The organism is Bacillus sp. UNC69MF, assembly GCF_000746035.1.
GTDB lineage: Bacteria > Bacillota > Bacilli > Bacillales > Bacillaceae > Bacillus > Bacillus velezensis.
The window spans coordinates 126,211-145,685 of the sequence record NZ_JQKM01000004.1; the positions used below are offsets into that span (position 1 = coordinate 126,211).

The following is a 19,475-nucleotide window of genomic DNA, read 5'->3' on the forward strand; positions in this document are numbered from 1 at the left end:
TGTGTAAGGAGGCGGTTTATTTGAAAAACAATCAGAAAATAACACTTGACTCTTCTTTTGCGTTATCCACTCTTATTGTCTTACTTATTGCATTGTACCCATCCTATTCTTCTTGGTTTGTCACAATATTCTTTTTAGGATTTGCACTGATATACACATTTGAAAAAAAGAGCAAATCTTCAAAACTAATTGCTGTTATCTCTTATCCATTATTTATTGTTGCGTTTGTTTACAGCATAATAAACAGCATGTCATGATCCACTCTAAATTTGTTCTTAAAATTACGATTTTAAGTTAAGTTTAAACTGCATTATGTTGAGAATATCACCTTTAATTGGTAAGCTGACATCTAAGGTCATACTTATACAAAGCAGGTGATATATTGAACAAAATAATCGGAATGACCGGATTAATTATCTCCTTACTTGTGCAAGGGTTCTCAGCAAGTGATTCATTGACTCATAAGATCGCCATGGCTTGTCTATTTTTGTTCTTATTGGTTTATAATTTTAACCATACTAAGGAGTTCTCTAAAAAGTCTCTGGCGATTATAGGCGCTTCCTTTATTGTGCTAATGCTTGGAATTTATCAATTGCTCTTTTTTACTGAGGATTACTTTGAAAGTCGCGGTTTGAATTTTGGGTTTATCCTCTTACTTGAAATTGTTTTAGTTATTGGATTAGTGACTGCTGCGCTGAGTTTAATTAAGTATATTGCAGACCGCTTAAGGAAAACACCTGATGGTAAAGAGCGTTGACTCTTTGCCTTTTTTTAGCTAACCATTTCTTTTTATGCCGTCTTTCTATGTACAAAATCAAACGCAATATCGACTTTTGCCGGCTCTCTTCTATCAAATGATGAATTGACTCCAGACATTGCATCTTAATGGACTCTTCTTCATTTTTCACCAGAATTTCTCGATCAATTACCTTTTTGACAATTTACAAAAGATCCAGTCGCATTGCTCTCTTTGATAAGAGCTCTACATTTCTAATAGCAAGATTGAACATTGTTTGTTAATACACCCGGTCCCAACTTTTGTGTCTTAGAATTTGAAAGGCGCACTTGCACTTTAACATTTATCATTTCAGCTGATATGGAATCAATCCTTCCAGCCCAATTAAGACTCTCTCCCTCGGGAGTCGGATATAGTTTAAATCGCCAACTGATTTCCCCTGTTTTGGAGGCAAATCCTTCATAACCGTCATAGCTTCCATAAGAAGATGGTGGAGGAAGGTGGACAGCAAGAATACTCATATTCGTTCTTGCAGCACTTGGCGGGTATAACTGCACTTTATAGATTAGTGCCGCACCCTTCGCATTTTTCAGTTTTTGATTCACCGGTTCGAGTACTGCACTACAAGGCATTGGACTTGCTTTCATTTGAGTTGGAGAGGCAATAACAGCAGCCAATAACGGTATAACCAAGATAAATCGTTGTTAATTTCCCTTACTCCCGCCTTGAATATTCATCACTTTTGAATGGTTAGCTTCATTAAAAGGTGAAAAAGGCAGTACTGGAGCTAAAGGAGCTACTGGTGCTGCTGGTAAAGATGGAAAATCAGCATATGAATTAGCCGTTCAACAAGGTTTCTCAGGAACATTAGATGAATGGCTTGCCTTACTAAAAGCAACAGCAAACTGATCACGTACCCTTCTCTAACAAGGAGGATTCTATCGCATTCCATACCGAATTGAGAAATTAAGAAAAAACACCCTTCCCAACATATTACATTATGATAAAATATTACATAATCAGACGAAATGCTAGGAGGGTGATTTTTTTGGAGCAATTGATCTCTTCTTCAAAAGTTGGCTTAAAAATCAATGAATGGTACAAATACATAAGATTGTTCAGTGTTGCAGATGCAGAAATTCTAAAGGATGAAGTTGAACAAGAAATAGAGCATATGGAAGAAGATCAAGACTTATTGTTGTACTATTCGCTCATGTGTTTTAGACATCAATTAATGCTTGATTATCTTGAACCAAAAACCATGAATGAAGAACGCCCAAAAGTTTCAGACTTATTAGAAAAGATCGAAAGTAAACAAAGTGATCTAAAAGGAATTCTTGAATATTATTTTAACTTTTTTCATGGGATGTATGAATTTGAACAATACGAATATCTTAAGGCAATAAGTTTTTACAACCGAGCTGAAAAGAAGTTAGCCGTTGTCCCCGATGAAATAGAGCGAGCTGAATTTCACTATAAGGTAGCTGAAGTGTACTATCACATGAAGCAAACCCACATGTCTATGCATCATATCGTTCAAGCAATAGAAACCTACAAAGCGCACGAAACGTACTCAATAAGAGTAATCCAATGTTCATTCGTCATCGGTCTGAATTATTTAGACATGGAGTATCCAGAAAAAGCAATACCGCATTTCATGAATGCATTAAAACAAGCACAAGAAATTGATATGCCACGGTTAATAGGTTCTTCTTTGTACAATCTCGGTTTATGCTCATTTACAACAGGAAATATGGAGAAAGCATTGGAGTATTTTAAAGAAGGCGTCTCAATTTATCAAAGTAATTCTCTTCACAATTCTAGCCGACTACTAGACATACTTCTAATGTTGGCAAAAACGCACTTTAAATTGTTCAACACGGTTGAGGGAAAACAGGTTTGTAAACAAGGTCTCACGCTATCAAAGGCGTTGAACGATGACGTATTAGGAAAAATGTTTGATTTTCTTATGGGTTTATTCGTTGAGAATGACAAAGACCGACTTTTTAAAATCTTAGATTACTTAGAATCAAAAGCTATGCTTTCAGATGTGGAAGACCTAGCGACTGATGCAGCAATGTATTATAATGTAAATGAAGACCATAAAGTAGCTATCGCCTTTTATGAGAAAGTGCTTTATGCCCGAAAACAAATTCAGAGAGGGGATTGTCTTTATGAAATTTAACCTTACATCTGCTTTTATTTTTTTAGTTATTTTACTTGGGTTTGCCGGACATTATCTTCTTGACGGCCACAAAGTTTTTAAAGAAGCCCGAAGAGGCCACACAGCCAGTATCCACATCGCGCTTGATCACCATAATGACTTCTCAGCGGAACGCCGAGGGCAAACCGCATAATGTTTTGGCACTCCCATATAAGGGGGTGTTTTTTTATGCTCTGTGTTCACCTGTAAAACTTTATGCAATGCTGTCCTTGGTAGTAAAGCTGCAACCAAAAAAGCACAAATAAATAGTATTGCTCTAAACTTGTGTGGCAATCATACAAAAACACAAAAGGAACCGACCTAGACAATAATGGAGGCGCACTTGTCACATCTGGATATTGACCGCTCATCAAAAACTGTCTGCTCCTAATCATTTACTTTGCAGATTTATTCTGCAAGTGTCTTTTTATTTTTATATAAAAGATAAGGAGCGTTATATGAAAAAGTCTTATGTTTTATATGGGATTTCAGGAGTTCTAATTGGTGCAATAGTTATATTGTTGATCAATGCATTCTTTATAAATAAAGGAGAACACTCTGTAAGTACTTCTAAAATTAATCCAACCGAGGATAAAATCTTTTTTATCTATTCAAATCCACTCATCAAGAAAAGCGTACTCATATCCACATCCCAAGGAGAAAAATTCAATAAACGATACTTTAAGGTACCGGATATACCATATATCCAAAAAAAACCTTATTCAGACGATATCGTCTTGTTAGCTGAACATGAACCATATTATTACACATTAAATAACAACACCATTAAGGAACATCAATTGTCCAATCCATTTGCTTTTTGGTATCAAGGAGAGGATGTTATCGTAAAAGCCTATAATGTCGACACCAATGGAAATGAACTGAAAGTAAATGATAAAAAGTTCAATAAGAAATAGACCTCCCTTGAGCTGGAAACCTGAAGGGTTAGGTCAATCATGAAACTACATCGAGCAAGCCCTTTGATAGGCAGCTTTTTGTACAGAGCCAGGGTGCTACCAACACCCTGGTCTTTTTATTTTATGCATTTCTTATTAAAGAAATACACTATAACCAGTTTGTATTTCACAGTTTGATTATAACAGATTAAATGAAATAATCTGAATATTCACAAAAATTTTTTATTGGATATCACCGTTATTTTATTTAGAGCCGATAAGAAGCTTTAATGTATCAATGTGCTTCAACACTTTCTAAATACTTTTCATGTTGTTCTTCTAAAAGATTGATATCCTTTTTAATGATTTTAACTTTATATTTTTCTTTAGCTTCCTCAGATAAATTGTCATTTAGATAGCGCCGTAATTCTTCTTCATTTTTTGTTTTATCCATACCAATTGATATGACTGGGTCTGTTTCTCCAATTCCAAAGCTAAATAAGCCAAATTCATCCCATGCACTTTCTAATACTTCCTCAGTGGATTTTTGATTTTTAAAAGAATGTGTAACTGCGCCATACACTAACACAGAAAAACAAACAATGATCAAGACCCCAATTAATTTCTTTTTCATTGTCTCCTCCTTTCATTCCAAGAATACCATAAAATACAATACATGGAAAAATAATTCCTCAGCCAACAGTATCCTCGTTCATTACGGGTTGGTTTTGAGAGGATAAATGCTAATCCGCACCTTAATAACGATCTAATTAGATTAAGTTACCGTCTATCATCGTTTGTGAAAGTAACCTCCCACACATTCACCATAATCTCGGGAATTTTATTTTAATACTTTTAGGAGTATTACATATTCACCATATTCATCTTCACAAAAAAATAATACGGTTGTAAAACCCTTCTTTTCATATAGATGCCTTGCGTTTAAGTTATCTGTATCTGCACCGAGTGTTATTTCCTTATATCCAAGTTGTTTAGCATAATCAATCAAATAATCAACAATAATACCACCTATCCCACAATTTCGATATCCTTCTTTAACAATCATACGAGATAGATAAATGCGATTATCCGGAATGGTATAATATGGGTCATTGTTTTAAAGAACTAACGATCCTTCTCCTAAAACTCGTCATTCACTGAAGTAAATAAAAGTAATTCTGTTTCCACTTACTAATTCGTCATAAAACACCTTAGCCATTTTCTTTTCCATGTCCCAAATATTATTACACTTATTGTATTCTTCGGGTTTTAATTTCTTTATTTGGTACGAATCCATAACCTCTCTCCCTTTTTATAATTAGTTTCTATCGAAAATAAAAAAGCTCTCTTTCTGAGAGCTTAACTTTGCAATACTTTTCCTAAAAATAAAAGCTAATTGTCCTTACCAAAGAGCAATTTTCCAAAGTCATTGTCTAAAATCTCAATTTCCACATCACTGTCACTATCATCCGTTTCAATTGGTTCGTCTACTAAACTTAGGATAAACTCCTCAAACGAATTGGCAATTAGGAAAAAGTCTTTATCAGGCTGACTTAATTCGTGATCCCAAAACAAAACTTTTTCATTGTCGATGTCCATACATATTACATTACCACCTGCCGAACTTGCTATAGGAATAATATTCCTAGGAAAGCGATCAGAATAAGTATTGATTGCTTCTTGGAGACTGTTATGATCGTTAGCTAAACCATAGAAGCTCTCTAGTAATTGTGTATCATCTTCCTTACCCATCCAAGGATCTTTCTCTATAGGTTTGTAGCAAACGTCGTACTCAACTTCATCTGTTGTTTTTTTACTTTCTAAATAACAGCCTCCATATCCCTTCAAAAAATCCTTATAGTCGGAAGGCAATTGATTACCTATATTTCTTTCAATTTCTTTGAGTTGTTCATTTGTATTAATGCTAGGATCTGTTTTTGCATAAATTGAAAAATCTTTCAACTTTTGTTTGATATTATAGAAGCTCAATAATCCCCTCCGCATTGCACATTTTTAGCACTGAACAATTGCAATACTTTTGTTTAATAGATTATTCAATTTCTACGCCATCATACGCATCGCCTAGTGATATATAATCATCTCTTAACCAATACCAATGTTTACCCTTATTCTCAAGCAGTCGCTGTACTAAATCTGTAAATGAAGTGGCTATTACCTGTGTTTCACCAACAATTCCATGTCGATCAAAAAAGCTATCGTAACACTTACCTTTACGATCTTCATTTAAATCAATTGTCAGATATTCTCCTTTTCCATCCGTACAAACAATATACCACTCAGATGAAATATCTTCTTCACAAAGTTCCCCAACAATAATGGGGTTAGCCAATTTAAACTCATGTGGACTTACTATATATATTGGATAATCCGCATTTTCGAATAAAACTGCTCCGCCGCATTGCTCATAAAATTCACTAACATCTCTTGGTAGTTGATGCTTCTCGTCTATTGTCGGGAGACCGTCAACTTCAAACAGCCGGCAGTCTGATGTAGAAGCAATCTTCTTGATTAACATATGAATACTCAAGTCCACACCTACTTTCTAAAATTGTATTGATTAAATGCATTATAATATTGCTGTCTCGCTTCTTTAGGAACATTAGCAGCATCAAACATCTTCTCAGTAAGTTCTTGTATTTCTCTAGGGGATACTTCTTTCCAGTTTACTTTGCCGCCAACTTTCTTCCCTGTTTTTTCGAACAACCATTCTCTATATACTTTCTTGGTAGCGTTGTGTTGTTCCTTAGTTAAAGCTACTGTTGGTGTGTTACTCCCTCTACTCACATAATTCGGAACATTGTGTTTAGCCCATACGTCCATTACACCATGATGATTCTCTAAGGGACTGTTACTTGGCCTATAATCTACGACATCGAAAGGTTTTACTTCTTTATCTGACTTTTTAGCAAAACTCATTAGTTGATTTTTTAAGTTTGCTCCATCCACTACATTGTATGGCACGTCACCTGTCAGAGCAAGATCATACTTTGGATTATATGGCAGCAAATCCGGAATTTTAACATCCTTCATTTTCTTCCCTGCCTGTCCTGCCTTGTTTATGACTTTCCCCGCCGCATCAGCTTTGTTAACGGCTCCTGCGCCTTTCGTTCCGACGACAGCCACAGCTGCTGAACCAATTGCATATGTCACCCATCTTGATCTGGAGTAAGCATCTCCATTTACCATATCCTTTTGATACGATTCCTCGATTGCTGCTGAAACAGCATCATATGTTTTAACAGGATGAAGTACTGCATTCCCCAGTGCTGACAAGGTTTCTCCCGGATCGGTTATGAAGTCCCATAAACCGGTTACCGTGTCTTTCCCGACATCATAAAGGCCGATGCCGGCTCCCTTTTAAAATATCCCAAGTCACTTCTCCGACTTCTTCAAGCTGTTTTGCTTGTTCAAGCTGAATGACATATTGCTGCTGGGAAGGTTCAAGGTTTTCATAGCCGATCTTATTTGCAATTTCCAAATATTCATCCGGATCGGTCACACCATCAGCGAGCTTTTTCTTCAGATCCTTGATTTCCCGTTCTTTTGCTTCTTCCTTCTTAAACGTTAAATATGTGTCTGAATGTCTTGCAATCTCGCCTTTTTTCTTATGTATGTCACTTTCCCTGTATGCCTTGGCGTTATAGTGAAGCGGAGTGGCGTTTTTCCCTTTACCCGTTGCATTTTGAAGCTGCTGAAAATCTGCCTGAATGAAATGTTTGTTTGCCTCGGTTTCTGCGTATTCCTTCGTTAGATCATGATCGAGCTTTCCAAGCTTGTGTATGGTATTGTCCCGTTTCTTGTCTGCCGAATCCAGCTTTTGATCGACATCTTCTGTCGAGAAAACTTCTAGATGAATGATATCACTGATTTCATCAAGGATACCTTTCATTTCATTGCGCTGCTCCTGCATGATGGCTTGTGATTTATTCTTCGCATGAAACAGCTCGTGTTCTAAAAATGACTCTTCCACAAACGAATCAGCCAATCCGGCATCAACTACTTTTCCTGAAATACTGTTAAAAAATGCGATTTTCATATCGATCAGATCAAGCCAGCTGTCCGTGACACCGGCGTGATCTTGAAAGAATGCTTTAATGTTGTCTGCGCCTTTGCCTGAAAACTCACTGTCGTCTAAGTCAGCCATTCCCTGATAGGCTTTCCTGAGAGTGATAAATTGTTCTCTAATCTGATCGTATTGTTTTGCCCGCTTTTCTGCGGCTGAAATGAACGAGGCTGCTTCAAATACTTTCATTTAAGTCTCCTTCCCACTTAATCTTATCTAAATTTTCTATTCTGAAATATATTTATAATACTCTTGGATTTTCGGCTTCACTTCCCAGTATTTAGCTCCATTTGATGACACCAACATGTCAAACCATATCTCAAAGTTAGAGTCTAAATATACCGCATCTTCAATATTATCAATTGAATCCAGATGCAACATATACCCCAATCCTTTATTTGATTTGTTTACATCAATAACATACCTGCCATCATAATGATACCCAATTAGGACATATCCCTTAGGGAAGTCTTGAACTTCATTAAATTCAATTATCCCTTCTGTACTAAGAAGCTCAATACCATTAAACATTTCCATTCCATTGTGATTGAATAGGAACTCTTTATAATCATTAGGCAAAGTTACCCCTAACATCTTTTCTAAACTATTAATTTCTTGAGGACTGGCTGGGTCTCTGAATTGAAAAGCAGCATCTTCCATGACATGCCCTCCATGTTGGAGCATAGGAAAAGTTCCGTATTTAGAAACAGCTTCCTTTATCCCATCAAGAGTCATGCGAATTAACTTTCCTTCTTCCAATTAAATTTCCCTCCTCTAAGGTGTTTGAGTCACTAAATTTTACCACACAACTGTATTTGAGTGTCTTAAAATGCCAAAATGAAATTTACAATCTTTGGTTTTATACTTATAATTAGGAAGGTTTGTCCGATATAGAGACAGAACAAACAAATTGGGGGAATTACATTGAAGAAATGGCTGTTAGGTATTGGCGCATTATCTCTAAGCTTTTCTTTGGCTGCGTGTGGATCTGATTCTGCTTCTACAGATAAAACAGATTCAGATCAAGCTAAAACAACAGAGCAAGAAGAAAAGGATGCAAAAGAGACAAAGGCAGACACTCAATCAAATGACAAAAGTGAAAAAGCCGAAAATGCTTCAAAGAAGGATTCGTCGGATAAAAAGGCGTCTGACAAAAAGAAAAAGCTGGTCGATGTAACACTTAACAGAACAGTTGATGGGGATACGATTAAAGTTAACTATAAAGGCGAAGTCAAAACTGTTCGTTATTTACTTGTTGACACGCCTAAAACTAAGAACCCAAACTCTTGCGTACAACCATATGGTGAGGATGCTTCAGCAAGAAACAAACAGCTGGTTAACAAGGGAAAACTTCAACTGGAGTTTGATAAAGGAGATCGTACAGACAAGTATGGCAGAATGCTGGCTTACGTTTATGCAGATGGCAAATCAGTACAAGAAACACTGCTTAAAGAAGGATTAGCACGAGTAGCTTATGTATATGAGCCAAACACGAAGTATTTAGACACGTATAAGAAAGATGAGCAAGCTGCGAAAGATAAAGACTTGAAGATTTGGAGTAAGAATGGATATGCGACTGATAAAGGATTTAATGGCTGCGTAACGAAACCGAAGAAATCAGTAAGTGTATCTAAGCCGGCTCAAAAGTCAGTTACAACACACCAATCCGAGACACATAAATCGAACTCAAGCGGTTCAGCATCAAGCAGCTCTTCTAACTCTGCACAAGCCTCCCCTTCTGCTGGAGGAACAGAACACTTTGCAAACTGCACAGAGCTGAGAAAGAAATATCCGCATGGAGTACCAAGCACTCACCCTGCTTATACATCTAAGATGGATCGGGATAATGACAACTTTGCATGTGAGAAGAATTAATTATTTTGAAGTCCTCTGAGGCTTCTTTTTTTATTTGGGTATTTTCTCAGGCTAACAAAAAACATAGAGCGTATGAGCGAGCTCTTTAGCCCAACACTTAAAGAATACAGCCCCTACAATATTTATTACGTTATTTTCGTATTCAATGTCAGACAGAATATTGTACGAATACTTCTCTTTTTACAGCAAATACAATAAAGAGGAGGTGCTGATTTTTTGGAGTTAAAAAACATCGTTCACTCTTACAACATTACAAATATTTTGGGTTATCTTAGACGCTCTCGTCAGGATATGGAGCGAGAAAAAAGAACAGGCGAAGATACGCTAACAGAACAAAAAGAACTCATGAATAAAATACTGAAGTCGATTGAAATCCCCTATGAATTAAAAATGGAAATCGGGTCAGGAGAAAGCATTGAGGGCCGCCCTGTTTTTAAAGAATGTCTTAAAGACCTCGAGGAAGGCAAGTACCAGGCAATTGCTGTTAAAGAAATAACAAGACTCAGCCGCGGGAGCTACAGTGATGCGGGACAAATTGTTAACCTTCTTCAAAGCAAGCGATTGATTATCATTACACCATATAAAGTTTATGACCCTCGAAACCCTGCAGACATGCGTCAGATTCGTTTTGAATTGTTTATGGCCAGAGAAGAATTTGAAATGACCAGAGAGCGTATGACAGGCGCTAAATACACATATGCGGCACAAGGGAAATGGATTTCCGGACTAGCGCCTTATGGATACCGGTTAAACAAAAAAACATCCAAACTAGTCCCAGTCGAAGAAAAAGCAAAAGTCGTTCAATTCATCTTTAACATCTTTTTAAATGGGTTGAATGGAAAAGATTATAGTTATACAGCGATTGCTTCTCACTTAACAAAATTACAAATACCGACTCCATCAGGAAAAAAGCGCTGGAATCAATACACAATTAAAGCAATTCTGCAAAACGAAGCGTATATCGGAACTGTTAAATATAAGGTTAGAGAAAAAACAAAAGACGGTAAACGAACAATTAGACCTGAAAAGGAACAAATTGTAGTATCGGATGCACATGCTCCTATAATAGATCAAGAACAATTTCAACAATCACAAGAGAAAATTGCAAACAAAGTCCCCCTGCTGCCTAATAAAAATGCATTGGAATTAAGTGAATTGGCAGGCGTATGCACTTGTTCTAAGTGCGGTGAACCATTATCTAAATACGAAACTAGGAGAACGCGAGAAAACAAAAACGGCACGGAAAGTGTGTATCACGTTAAATCACTCACTTGCAAAAAGAATAAATGCACTTATGTAAGATATAACGATGTTGAAAATGCCATTCTGGATTACCTCTCTTCTTTAAGCAACTTAGATAATAAGACTTTAACAAAACATATCACTTCAATGATTTCTAAATACGAAGACGTAAATAGTAATGTGAAAACAAAAAAGCAAATGTCTGAACATCTTTCACAAAAAGAACAAGAGTTAAAAAACAAAGAGAATTTTATCTTCGAGAAATATGAGAGCGGCATTTACACTGATGAACTTTTTTTGAAAAGAAAAGCTGTTTTAGATGAAGAATTTAAAGAACTCCAGATTGCCAAGCATGAGCTCAATGGAACTCAAGAAGCGCAATCAGAAATAGACAGTAATACAGTCAGAAACAACATAAATAGGATAATTGATCAATATCACATTGAATCAAGCACAGAGAAAAAGAACGCGCTATTAAGAATGGTCTTCAAAGAAGTTATCGTTACGATGACACAAAAAAGAAAAGGGCCAATTCCGGCTCAGTTTGAAATTACCCCTATCCTAAGGTTTAATTTTTCGTTATCGACCTCACCGTCACTGATAGTCCCTCAAAATACAGTAAATATCTTAAAAAACCGATAAAGCCGTTTCCCCGGTAAACACAATGGGAGCTACGAAGCTGTTGTCCGAAAAGCTGTTTCATCAGGCAAATCATCATGTTCAAAACCGCGGTACGGTGTTTTGTTCGGTCCGCTTCGGCAATGTGCTCGGTTCACGCGGTTCTGTTATTCCTATTTTATTTGAGCAGTTGATGGCAGGCGGCCCGCTCACCATTACGGATAAAAACATGACGAGGTTTTTTATGTCGATTGATGACGCCGCAACGCTCACCCTGCAATCTGCGGCGATCACAAAGGGCGGAGAAACGTTTATTTTTAAAATGGAGTCCCTGAGGCTTGAAGAACTGCTTCACGGGTTTGAAGAATATGCGTTCCGGCACGGACTGCCGCGCCCCGCCGCTGTTGAAGTGGGAAAACGCCCCGGTGAGAAGCTTCATGAAGAACTGACCTCTCCTCATGAGACGGAATCTTTATATGAATGGGGCAATCTTTACGCGATATTGCCGGATCCCGCCAAACATCCGGAATTTCAGAAGGTCAATCTCCCCAGATATCAATCCGATCAGGCGCCGCTCATCACAAAAGACACAATCGTAAAGATTATTGAACAATTACATGAAGAAAAAAAAACATAGAAAAAAGGCCTGTCTGATAGGCAGGCCTCATTGCTGAGCTTTATTTTTCAAATAAATGCAGACAGGCTTCATAGCCCTCTTCCTTCAGCTTGTCTTTCGGAATAAACCGGAGTGCCGCAGAGTTAATGCAATAACGGAGACCGCTTGGCCCCGGACCGTCATTAAATACGTGGCCTAAGTGGGAATCAGCTGTTTTGCTTCTCACTTCCGTCCGGATCATCCCGTGGCTTGTGTCCAGTTTTTCGTCAACCTCTTCTTCCTCAATCGGTTTTGTAAAACTGGGCCAGCCGCAATGAGAATCGAATTTATCCAGAGAAGTAAACAAGGGCTTTCCCGATACGATATCAACATACAGCCCCTCTTCTTTGTGATCCCAGAATTCATTTTGAAACGGCGGCTCCGTTCCGTTATTTTGTGTGACTTCATATTGCATGCGGTTTAATGATTTGATTTTTTCTTCTTTATTAAAAGCCATCTTATCTGTCCCTCCAATGCTCATCCAGAAAGCCTTGACGTCCGGAACCTACACGGTAGCGCCCGTAGTGATCAGGATTTTTCTTATAAAAGTGCTGATGATAGCCTTCCGCTTCATAAAAAGGCTCAGCCTTCAAGATGTCTGTCACGATCGGCTTTTTAAATATGCCGCTTTCTTCAAGCTGTTTTTTTGAGGCTTCAGCGATTTGTTTTTGTTCATCATTATGGTAATATATCGCCGCCCGATATGAACTTCCGCGGTCTGCAAACTGGCCGCCTGCATCAGTCGGGTCGATCTGCTGCCAAAACAGCTCGACAAGCTTTTCATACGGATAAATGTCAGGTTGAAATGTGATTTGAACGGCTTCTCTGTGTCCGGTCGTTTCACTGCACACTTCTTCGTAAGTCGGATTCTCAGTATGACCTCCTGTATAGCCGGACACCACCTTTTCAATCCCGGGCTGTTCGTCAAACGGCTTCACCATGCACCAAAAACAACCGCCTGCAAATGTGGCGATTTCTTTTTTTTCTGACATACGGGTGCCCTCCTTTGTTCATACGTGGTATTATTATATTATAGCATGTATAAACAGAATAAAAATAATTCTGCTTTCAGGGGAAGCTAAACGAATGCCACGCTGACTACATATTGGAGGTTCATGATTTGAAAGTAAGGACACAAATGATGTATGATATGGAAGCTTTGCTTCGAAAAGTGTTTAAACAAATCAGAAATGAAGTTAATGAAATTCTAGATAAAGAGCTGTCCAGGAACGAATTCACCATTTTGCGGATTCTCAGTGAACAAGGGCCTAAAAAAGTAACGGAATTCGCCCCCATTCTTGAGGTCTCCGCAAGCCATATTACCGCAGTGACCGACGCTTTAGTAGAAAAGGAATGGATCACCCGCATCCGTTCTAAAGAGGACAGGCGAATTATCAGAATCCATATTACGGAAGCCGGGGAGAAAATTGTCGATCATTTCAACCAGAAAAAAACAGAATACTTTTTTAAACGGTTTGACTGCTACTCTGATGAAGAGCTCGCAACGTTAATCAAACTGTTCAGCAAGCTGGACAAAAAACGCTGACACGAAAAAACACAAATCCCTGAAAGGATCTGTGTTTTTTTTATGAAAACTTATTGTTTCGGATGATAATAGGAAAATTCAATTTCATCCGTGTCGAGATTGATTTTATCCGCTTTTACATACATGCCGTTGTCTAAAGGCATTTCCGACAGACGGATCTCGATGCTTTTATCCCCGGAATGAACGTGCACAAATGACGGAAGTTCATAAAAGCTGTCCATATAATTCAGCACAAAGCTGATCGGCAGGCTTAATTCGCCTAAGGAAAACTTCGTCACTTTCAACATCACATCTCCGTTCTCCTGTACGGACGGTTCAAATGTGACGACCGCGTTAATGGAGGTTGAGAATGCTTTGATTTTACCTGCCACGTGCACATCGTTATTGATGTCCACTTTGTAGTCAAGCTGATTCGATGCCTTCTCTTTTAAGTACGCATTCACAAACCTGGCAAGAGATTCTTTCGAGCTCGTGATATGAAAGCCGTACTCACTTTTTGTCTGATCTTGTATTTTCGCCTGCTCTCCCGGCATAACCAATAATGTCACAATTACCGCGGCGGCAATCACATTGAGTGCGAGAAGAACAAAAAACAGCGATTTCCACTTTTTCATCATTTCACCCTATTCTGCTGGTAACCCTTGTTTTTCAATGATGCCGTACAATCGATCGGCGATAAGTGCATACCCTTTTGCGTTCGGATGAAAATCATCATCCTTTGAAATCCGTCTGCTGCCGCTTTTTTGACTGAACAAGTCTTCAACATTCACCGCGGCGGCGTGAGGATCTTTTTCCAGCTCTTTTGCGGCGATCTTGTTCCAATCCGTTACAACCCCATTAATTTCTTTTAATTCAGGCAGCGTAAACGTGAATGGATTATACATGCTGACATACACCAGCTCTGCGTTTTCATTATATTTGCGGATTTTTGAAACGATCGCCTTGAATCGTTTTTCAAAAGGTTTCTCTTCCTTTTGGAACGGCTGAACCGTCAGCTGCATCATATTCTGGCGGAGCACCTTCATTAAGTCATTACCGCCGATGGTAAAAAAGATATAGTCGGCGCTCTTTAATGATTTCTGAACTTTTTTATTATCAAGCTTTTCCAGCAGGTCAGACGTTTTGTCACCCTGCACCGCATAATTTTTAATATCAACCGTTTTCACATGTCCCTTTTTCTTAAGAGACTCCGCTGCCCTGCCGACGTATCCTGAACCGTCAGGATCTCCTACTCCTTCAGTCAATGAATCACCGACCGCAGCTATGACAATATGATCTTTCGTTTTCGGTTCTTCAGTGTCAGAACCGGTGCGCTGGACAGAACATGCTGATAAAAGCAAAGCCAGTCCGGCGATCAATGAGAACATTCGCAGCTTCAATCTGGTTGCTCCTTCCCCGTCTACTAGTGGAAAGTGTAACATGTTTTTTCAGATTTGAAAATGTCTAATCTGCCAGTTTACTTGAGCTCCTCAGCCGCTCTGACATCTGAGAGGATGTCATCATACGGAACCTTCTGCACGCCGTCATAATCTTTAAGCACCTTGCCATCAGGTCCGACTAAATAAAAAGAGGTTTGATGTATGACCTGGTCCTCTCCCTCAGGCTTTTTGACGATTGCTTTAAAGCTGTTCAGCGCAAAATCTTCAATGTCCTTTTGGCTGTAACCGGTTAGAAAATCCCAGTTGCGAAGTGAGAGCGGGTATTTGGCAGCAAATGCTTTCAGCTGTTTCGGCGTATCCTTTTCAGGATCTACACTGAACGACACAATCCGCACGTCCAGATTCTCAGCCTTCAGTTTTTTTTGCAGTTCGGTCATGTGGGCCGTCATCGGCGGACAGACCGTATTACAATTTGTAAACATAAAGTCGGCAATCCAGACATGCCCCTTCAGGCTTTTCAGTGACACTGTTTTTCCATCTTGGTTTTGATATGAAAACGGTTCAATCTGATAGTTCAGCGGGTCTTTTATCGTTTTCCCCCCGCAGGCGCACAAGAGCAGCAAACAAAAGACGGCAGCGAAGATTTTCATTTTTTTCATTTCCATTCCCCCCCATGGATAAAACGCTTACAGCATTCATCATAAAAAAATTCCCGCACCCTCCCTTATCAAAAGGAAGGCGCTAAGGAATATGCACCGTTATGCGTTATGTTTTAAAATCTCTTGGTTGAAAACGGCCTCGTAATCTTTCCACTTCATACGGCGCTTGACATATTGTCGGAATGAATACACTGTTCTCACACTTTGTGAAGCAAAAACCTCTCTCAAATAAAGCTCAAGGTGCTGATGAATTTGAAAAAAATAATGTTCACCTTCCGTGACAACCGGTATTTCTGTCACTTTTACCTGAATCCCGTCCTGTCGTTTGAACTCTAGGCTTTTGAGTAACAAGATATCAATCCTTCTTTTTCGATTGTTTTCTTTTTATTATATACAATCTGAGAAAGCGTGTCTGTCATTTTGCGCGGCCGTTCTAAAAAAAGTCAGATTAACAGGTGGAACAGATCCTGATCTTTATTCACCTCTACGTAATGAAATCCTTTTTGATTCATCCGGGCAATGAGCGCGCCGTAATCTTCCCGATGCTTGAGCTCAATGCCGACCAATGCGGGGCCGCTGCTTTTGTTATTTTTTTTCGTGTATTCAAACCGGGTGATGTCATCATCAGGCCCAAGCACTTCATCTAGGTATTCGCGAAGCGCTCCCGCCCTTTGCGGGAAATTAACGATAAAATAATGCTGCAGCCCCTCATAAATCATGGAGCGTTCCTTCATCTCCTGCATTCTGCCGATGTCGTTATTCCCTCCGCTGACCACGCAGATGACGTTTTTCCCTTTAATCTCTTCCTTGTACAGATCAAGGGCTGACACGGACAATGCCCCCGCCGGCTCCGCTACGATGGCGCATTGATTATATAATTCGAGAATCGTGCTGCACACTTTTCCTTCCGGGACAAGCACAACGTCATCGACGACGGTTTCGAGCGTTTGAAAGGTTTCGGCGCCGATTTTTTTTACGGCCGCCCCATCGACAAATTTATCAATTTTCTCAAGTTCAACCACTTGTCCGGCTTTTTTCGATTCAAAATAGGAGGCTGCGCCCTTCGGCTCTACCGCTATGATTTTTGTATCCGGCGATATGTTTTTCATGTACGTGCCGAGCCCGGACAGGAGTCCTCCTCCCCCTACGCTTGCAAAAAGAAAATGCGGTTCAACGTCAATGTCATTTAAAATTTCGATGGCAGCCGTTCCCTGTCCGGCCATGACATCGGGATCGTCAAACGGATGAATAAACGTGCGGTTTTCTTTTTCACAGCATTCCGCAGAACTCTTATACGCATCATCGAAAGTGTCACCCGTCAATATGATTTCTACAAATTCTTTTCCGAACAGTTCCACTTGGGATACTTTCTGTCTCGGTGTGGTTGACGGCATAAAAATCTTGCCGTGAATGCCGAGGTGTTTGCATGAAAACGCAACCCCCTGCGCATGGTTTCCCGCACTTGCGCATACAATTCCGTTTTCAGTCTGCTCTTTTGAGAGCTGCCTCATTTTATTATAAGCCCCTCTGAGCTTAAATGATCTGACCACCTGCAGGTCTTCCCTTTTCAAATAGATGTTGCAGCCATACCTCTCAGAAAGTCTGTCATTCCTCTGCAAAGGCGTATGTATCACAACGTCCTTTACATTTTGGTGCGCTTTTAAAATGTCTTTTACCTGGATGAGAGAGTCTTCTTTAAGCAACGGTTTCATTTACAGAGTCCTTTCTTATTTAAATCCCTATTTAATATGCCATTATAACATGAATATTCAAATAATAAGACAATTATTTTAATTTTGTAAATAAAATTAAATGAACCGATACAAGAGAAAAAGATATTTTCGATCGCACAAACGTGTTATACTTAAACCAATTAGAACCAAAAGGAGCCAATTCATGAGTGTAATTGAACAAACTGATCCTTTTTATCAGCTAGCCGGCGAACATCACACCTTTTCAGAAGCGAAACGATTGGCCTCGCAATTTGCTTTATCTGATTTGCCAGTCTTCATAACGGGTGAAGTCGGAACCGGAAAAAAACAAATGGCCAGAGCGATCCACCATAAATCCCGCAGAAACAGCGAACTATTTATTACCGTTCACTGCAGCCAAAGCGAAGAGCGGCTCGAATATGAACTGTTCGGCGCTGAAGGCGCATTAAACAGGGCCCGCCGCGGAACATTATTCTTATATGAAATCGGAGACATGCCGCTCTCGGTACAGGCCCGCCTTCTTTCCGAGCTGGATGCCGGGCTTTCCGCCCGCATCATTGCAAGCAGCACGGCGGATCTTGGTGATACCGGCGCAGAAAATACGTTCAGCCAAGATTTATTTTACAGGCTTCACGTGTTATGCCTTCCGCTCCCTGCTTTATCTGAACGAAAAAGCGATATACCGCTTCTTCTGCAGCATATGCTGACAGCCTCGGGGCAGCATGTTCATATCGATCCGTCCGTTTATCCGCTGTTTGAGCGGCACACCTTTAACGGCAACATCAGAGAACTTCAAAATGCGGCGTACTATATGGCCGCGGCAGCATCCGGCAACACGATTTATCCCGATGATGTCCCGCTGTATATCAAAAACAGCCAGAAAGCGAAAACAGCTAAGAAAAAAGAAAAACGGCTGACATTGATGGAGAAAGAAGAGTTTTTGTTTATTTTGGAATCAATTAAAGACTTAAATACAAAAGGCGAACCCGCCAGCAGACGGAGCATATCCGAATTAAGCGAAAACAGCACAATGACATTATCGCCCCAGCAGGTCAGAAACAGGCTTGATTACTTAGAAAAGATGAACTATGTGACAAAAGGCCGTGGACGCGCTGGAACAAAAATTACATTAGAAGGGTTGAGCTTTTTGCAGTCACTGCAAAAGCAAATCCTTTAAAAAGGAGGACATTTGATTGTTCACAATAAAAGAAGAAATCGCAAATGCCGTCACACACGGAATCGGTGTATTGCTGTCGATTCCGGCGCTTATTTTTCTCATTATCTTCGCGGTGAAATACGGCTCGCCGACAGACATCGTCAGCTTTTCAATCTTCGGCGCTTCAATGCTGCTGCTGTATCTCAGCTCGACTCTTTTGCACAGCATTCAGCATAAAAAAACGAAAGACATTCTTGAGATTGTGGATCATTCCGCGATATACGTATTAATAGCCGGAACATATACGCCATTTTTATTAGGACCCCTTAAAGGGGCGCTCGGTCTGACCCTTTTAATTATTGTTTGGTCGCTTGCCATCGGAGGCATCGTGTTTAAAATCTTTTTCGTGAAGCGGTTTATCATTTTTTCAACGCTTGTCTATTTAATGATGGGCTGGCTGATCATCGTCGCCATTAAACCGCTGTACGCTTCGCTGTCAGGTCCCGGTTTCGGCCTTCTTCTTTTCGGCGGCTTATTGTATTCCGCCGGCACAATATTTTATATTTGGAGAAAGGTTCCGTATCATCACGCCATTTGGCACAGTTTTGTTTTAGGCGGCAGCGCCTCGATGTTTTTCTGTATTTTATTTTATTGCGTCAAAGTCCCCTTTATCTGAAATAAAAAAGCACAGCCTCTCTATAGAGACTGTGCTTT

21 protein-coding genes and 5 pseudogenes are annotated in these 19,475 nt (G+C 39.5%); 11 read left to right on the forward strand and 15 right to left on the reverse strand.

Translation table 11 applies throughout. From position 1 onward, the window contains the following. The first annotated feature begins 20 nt into the window (after window positions 1-20). Together BR62_RS0105365 and BR62_RS0105370 are read left to right on the forward strand one after the other, a co-directional pair. Window positions 21-257: a hypothetical protein gene (locus BR62_RS0105365; protein ID WP_032869991.1), complete on the forward strand. Its 237-nt coding sequence runs from the start codon at window positions 21-23 to the stop codon at window positions 255-257. A 125-nt stretch (window positions 258-382) separates the two neighbouring features. Beyond that, the gene (locus BR62_RS0105370) at window positions 383-757 is read left to right on the forward strand and encodes a YoqO family protein (RefSeq protein WP_032869993.1); all 375 of its coding nucleotides are present in this window, start codon (window positions 383-385) and stop codon (window positions 755-757) included. Window positions 758-773: 16 nt separating this feature from the next. On the opposite strand, the pseudogene BR62_RS20030 reads toward BR62_RS0105370, so the two are convergent. Together BR62_RS20030 and BR62_RS0105375 are read right to left on the reverse strand one after the other, a co-directional pair. Continuing rightward, window positions 774-852: pseudogene (locus BR62_RS20030) on the reverse strand (hypothetical protein); the annotation flags it as partial. Window positions 853-990: 138 nt separating this feature from the next. Then, a complete protein-coding gene (locus BR62_RS0105375) occupies window positions 991-1,383 on the reverse strand; it encodes a YoqH family protein (RefSeq protein ID WP_050498174.1) in 393 nt (130 codons plus the stop codon). A 401-nt stretch (window positions 1,384-1,784) separates the two neighbouring features. Here BR62_RS0105375 and BR62_RS0105380 point away from each other — a divergent pair, with 401 nt between their 5' ends. The 3 genes and pseudogenes from BR62_RS0105380 to BR62_RS0105390 all read left to right on the forward strand — a co-directional run. Continuing rightward, on the forward strand, window positions 1,785-2,921 hold the full coding sequence (locus BR62_RS0105380) for a Rap family tetratricopeptide repeat protein (RefSeq protein WP_032869998.1): 1,137 nt from the start codon (window positions 1,785-1,787) through the stop codon (window positions 2,919-2,921). After that, window positions 2,911-3,093 (forward strand): hypothetical protein, encoded by a 183-nt coding sequence (locus BR62_RS0105385; RefSeq protein ID WP_032870000.1) that lies wholly within the window; start codon window positions 2,911-2,913, stop codon window positions 3,091-3,093. The genes BR62_RS0105380 and BR62_RS0105385 overlap by 11 nt, the downstream gene beginning before the upstream one ends. A 304-nt stretch (window positions 3,094-3,397) precedes the next feature. Then, window positions 3,398-3,853, forward strand: a pseudogene (locus tag BR62_RS0105390) (hypothetical protein); the annotation flags it as partial. A gap of 277 nt (window positions 3,854-4,130) precedes the next feature. Here BR62_RS0105390 and BR62_RS0105395 read toward each other — a convergent pair. The 6 genes and pseudogenes from BR62_RS0105395 to BR62_RS0105420 all read right to left on the reverse strand — a co-directional run bounded on the left by BR62_RS0105395 (window position 4,131) and on the right by BR62_RS0105420 (window position 8,579). Beyond that, on the reverse strand, window positions 4,131-4,469 hold the full coding sequence (locus tag BR62_RS0105395; protein WP_032870002.1) for a YolC/YozM family protein: 339 nt from the start codon (window positions 4,467-4,469) through the stop codon (window positions 4,131-4,133). Between the two features lie 207 nt (window positions 4,470-4,676). Further along, a complete protein-coding gene (locus tag BR62_RS19825; RefSeq protein WP_269319970.1) occupies window positions 4,677-4,931 on the reverse strand; it encodes a GNAT family N-acetyltransferase in 255 nt (84 codons plus the stop codon). A 296-nt stretch (window positions 4,932-5,227) separates the two neighbouring features. Further along, window positions 5,228-5,824: an SMI1/KNR4 family protein gene (locus tag BR62_RS0105405; protein WP_032870004.1), complete on the reverse strand. Its 597-nt coding sequence runs from the start codon at window positions 5,822-5,824 to the stop codon at window positions 5,228-5,230. A 61-nt stretch (window positions 5,825-5,885) separates the two neighbouring features. Next, complete coding sequence (locus BR62_RS0105410) at window positions 5,886-6,383, reverse strand: SMI1/KNR4 family protein (RefSeq protein WP_032870144.1); 498 nt, start codon at window positions 6,381-6,383, stop codon at window positions 5,886-5,888. A gap of 8 nt (window positions 6,384-6,391) precedes the next feature. Continuing rightward, window positions 6,392-8,108 (reverse strand): annotated as a pseudogene (locus tag BR62_RS0105415) (T7SS effector LXG polymorphic toxin). 36 nt (window positions 8,109-8,144) lie between these two features. Next, window positions 8,145-8,579, reverse strand: a complete 435-nt coding sequence (locus tag BR62_RS0105420) for an SMI1/KNR4 family protein (RefSeq protein WP_076982865.1) — start codon at window positions 8,577-8,579, stop codon at window positions 8,145-8,147. Between the two features lie 264 nt (window positions 8,580-8,843). Here BR62_RS0105420 and BR62_RS0105425 point away from each other — a divergent pair, with 264 nt between their 5' ends. From BR62_RS0105425 to BR62_RS0105435, 3 genes and pseudogenes are all read left to right on the forward strand, one after another. After that, window positions 8,844-9,794, forward strand: a complete 951-nt coding sequence (locus BR62_RS0105425) for a thermonuclease family protein (protein ID WP_032870007.1) — start codon at window positions 8,844-8,846, stop codon at window positions 9,792-9,794. A 216-nt stretch (window positions 9,795-10,010) separates the two neighbouring features. Then, window positions 10,011-11,695: pseudogene (locus BR62_RS0105430) on the forward strand (recombinase family protein). Continuing rightward, window positions 11,671-12,291 (forward strand): annotated as a pseudogene (locus tag BR62_RS0105435) (polysaccharide biosynthesis protein); the annotation flags it as partial. The pseudogenes BR62_RS0105430 and BR62_RS0105435, both read left to right, overlap by 25 nt. A 40-nt stretch (window positions 12,292-12,331) precedes the next feature. Here BR62_RS0105435 and msrB read toward each other — a convergent pair. Further along, a complete protein-coding gene (msrB, locus tag BR62_RS0105440) occupies window positions 12,332-12,766 on the reverse strand; it encodes a peptide-methionine (R)-S-oxide reductase MsrB (protein ID WP_007409536.1) in 435 nt (144 codons plus the stop codon). A 1-nt stretch (window position 12,767) separates the two neighbouring features. Further along, on the reverse strand, window positions 12,768-13,301 hold the full coding sequence (gene msrA / locus BR62_RS0105445) for a peptide-methionine (S)-S-oxide reductase MsrA (protein ID WP_003153641.1): 534 nt from the start codon (window positions 13,299-13,301) through the stop codon (window positions 12,768-12,770). A gap of 128 nt (window positions 13,302-13,429) precedes the next feature. On the opposite strand from msrA, the gene BR62_RS0105450 reads away from it, so the two are divergent. Then, window positions 13,430-13,855 carry a MarR family transcriptional regulator gene (locus BR62_RS0105450; RefSeq protein ID WP_003153639.1) on the forward strand — a complete coding sequence of 142 codons (426 nt, stop codon included), beginning with the start codon at window positions 13,430-13,432 and terminating at the stop codon, window positions 13,853-13,855. A gap of 50 nt (window positions 13,856-13,905) precedes the next feature. Here the strand turns inward: BR62_RS0105450 and BR62_RS0105455 are convergent, their stop codons facing one another. The 5 genes from BR62_RS0105455 to ilvA form a co-directional block, all read right to left on the reverse strand. After that, the gene (locus tag BR62_RS0105455) at window positions 13,906-14,469 is read right to left on the reverse strand and encodes a YpmS family protein (protein ID WP_007409535.1); all 564 of its coding nucleotides are present in this window, start codon (window positions 14,467-14,469) and stop codon (window positions 13,906-13,908) included. A 9-nt stretch (window positions 14,470-14,478) separates the two neighbouring features. After that, window positions 14,479-15,234, reverse strand: coding sequence for an SGNH/GDSL hydrolase family protein (locus tag BR62_RS0105460; RefSeq protein WP_007409534.1), 756 nt, complete (start codon window positions 15,232-15,234; stop codon window positions 14,479-14,481). Between the two features lie 77 nt (window positions 15,235-15,311). Then, window positions 15,312-15,893 (reverse strand): SCO family protein, encoded by a 582-nt coding sequence (locus BR62_RS0105465; RefSeq protein WP_032870010.1) that lies wholly within the window; start codon window positions 15,891-15,893, stop codon window positions 15,312-15,314. A gap of 99 nt (window positions 15,894-15,992) precedes the next feature. After that, the gene (locus BR62_RS0105470) at window positions 15,993-16,244 is read right to left on the reverse strand and encodes a DUF2535 family protein (RefSeq protein WP_007409532.1); all 252 of its coding nucleotides are present in this window, start codon (window positions 16,242-16,244) and stop codon (window positions 15,993-15,995) included. 92 nt (window positions 16,245-16,336) lie between these two features. Then, the gene (gene ilvA, locus BR62_RS0105475; protein WP_014418155.1) at window positions 16,337-17,605 is read right to left on the reverse strand and encodes a threonine ammonia-lyase IlvA; all 1,269 of its coding nucleotides are present in this window, start codon (window positions 17,603-17,605) and stop codon (window positions 16,337-16,339) included. Between the two features lie 184 nt (window positions 17,606-17,789). Here ilvA and BR62_RS0105480 point away from each other — a divergent pair, with 184 nt between their 5' ends. After that, a complete protein-coding gene (locus BR62_RS0105480; protein ID WP_020955961.1) occupies window positions 17,790-18,782 on the forward strand; it encodes a sigma-54-dependent transcriptional regulator in 993 nt (330 codons plus the stop codon). Between the two features lie 16 nt (window positions 18,783-18,798). Continuing rightward, window positions 18,799-19,437, forward strand: a complete 639-nt coding sequence (trhA, locus tag BR62_RS0105485) for a PAQR family membrane homeostasis protein TrhA (RefSeq protein WP_007409529.1) — start codon at window positions 18,799-18,801, stop codon at window positions 19,435-19,437. The last annotated feature ends 38 nt before the right edge of the window (window positions 19,438-19,475 follow it).

Excerpts from the sequence above, each read along its gene's own strand:
- BR62_RS0105375 (WP_050498174.1), bottom strand. The coding sequence starts at position 1,383 with ATGAAAGCAAGTCCAATGCCTTGTAGTGCAGTACTCGAACCGGTGAAT.
- BR62_RS0105385 (WP_032870000.1), top strand. The coding sequence starts at position 2,911 with ATGAAATTTAACCTTACATCTGCTTTTATTTTTTTAGTTATTTTACTT.
- BR62_RS0105395 (WP_032870002.1), bottom strand. The coding sequence starts at position 4,469 with ATGAAAAAGAAATTAATTGGGGTCTTGATCATTGTTTGTTTTTCTGTG.
- BR62_RS0105420 (WP_076982865.1), bottom strand. The coding sequence starts at position 8,579 with ATGGAAGATGCTGCTTTTCAATTCAGAGACCCAGCCAGTCCTCAAGAA.
- msrB (WP_007409536.1), bottom strand. The coding sequence starts at position 12,766 with ATGGCTTTTAATAAAGAAGAAAAAATCAAATCATTAAACCGCATGCAA.
- msrA (WP_003153641.1), bottom strand. The coding sequence starts at position 13,301 with ATGTCAGAAAAAAAAGAAATCGCCACATTTGCAGGCGGTTGTTTTTGG.
- BR62_RS0105455 (WP_007409535.1), bottom strand. The coding sequence starts at position 14,469 with ATGAAAAAGTGGAAATCGCTGTTTTTTGTTCTTCTCGCACTCAATGTG.
- BR62_RS0105465 (WP_032870010.1), bottom strand. The coding sequence starts at position 15,893 with ATGAAAAAAATGAAAATCTTCGCTGCCGTCTTTTGTTTGCTGCTCTTG.
- ilvA (WP_014418155.1), bottom strand. The coding sequence starts at position 17,605 with ATGAAACCGTTGCTTAAAGAAGACTCTCTCATCCAGGTAAAAGACATT.
- BR62_RS0105480 (WP_020955961.1), top strand. The coding sequence starts at position 17,790 with ATGAGTGTAATTGAACAAACTGATCCTTTTTATCAGCTAGCCGGCGAA.